Source organism: Peribacillus sp. P4_C12, assembly GCF_056402095.1.
Genome location: NZ_JBFUIB010000901.1, coordinates 1 through 1,081, shown reverse-complemented (window position 1 = coordinate 1,081; position 1,081 = coordinate 1). Strand labels below are relative to the sequence as shown.

At 36.2% G+C, this 1,081-nt stretch carries 1 protein-coding gene; it reads left to right on the top strand.

What is annotated here, in order from left to right:
• A partial coding sequence (locus tag AC1DUW_RS30070) for a sulfite exporter TauE/SafE family protein (protein WP_477644346.1) occupies positions 1 to 434 on the top strand: 434 nt, incomplete at its 5' end.
• Between the last annotated feature and the right edge of the window lie 647 nt (positions 435 to 1,081).

The following is a 1,081-nucleotide window of genomic DNA, read 5'->3' as shown; positions in this document are numbered from 1 at the left end:
GTCATTGGGAGTTTGTCATGATGTTTATTCCTAAAAAAGGAATAGATGACGTTCCTTTGGATCAAGTAACCTTTAACAAATGGCTTGCTGCAATTTTAGCCTTAATTGTCGGTTTGGGTTCAGGGATTGTCGGTGCAGCCGGTGGATTCTTATTAGTTCCTATTATGCTAGTCGTCTTGAAAATCCCAACTAGGGTAACAATCGCCTCTTCCTTAGCGATTACATTCATTTCATCGATTGGCGCAACGGTAGGGAAAATCTCAACAGGGCAAGTTGACTTCTATCCTGCCTTAATCATGGTTATAGCTAGCTTAATAGCGTCTCCACTAGGAGCGATCTCTGGTAAAAAAATGAATACAAAAATACTTCAAGTCATCTTAGCTTTATTAATTTTGGCAACGGCTATGAAAATTTGGATGGGGATTTTGTCATAAGATTTTTGGGGATATTGGACCCTTAACTTGACAGGGTCGGGGTCCTGAGTTCGAATCCCTCTCAGGTCATCAACTACCAAAGGCTCAAATCCTTGATATCACAGGGGTTTGGGTCTTTTTTTGTTTATAAAAATATAGTTCATTTTGTATTATTTACTCAAGTGATGGCGTATTGGTGGCGGATAGAGAAGCATTTAAATGTATTACAGGACAATGATTTGTAATAATTAATATTTCAAGGAACTTTGGATAAAGCTTTTTGCTTATTCAGCTAAAGATTGTGGTTAAAAATAAGACCATCACCGATTCGGTGTTAGTCTTATTAAAATTAATTGTTAGTGTAGAAAGTGTAAAATCAGCCCAACTTGTCTTCGAATTGTATCGATAATCATATGAGTCAATGCAAAGAGAACTGGAAATTTTTATTCAGAAATTGGTTGAACTTTTTGCTTCCGCTGATGTTTAACTTTTTTGCTTCCAAAATGTGGTGCCTGCAAGAAAAAAGATAATTCCCCGTGAATATACTTATCAACATCTTGACGTAAAAGTGCTCACCATCTGGTATTATGGAAGTGAAATAATCGTTTTCATGTTCATTTTTTTTGAACCGAAAATTTTAGGCAAAAAAGGTGCTCACAATAATGATG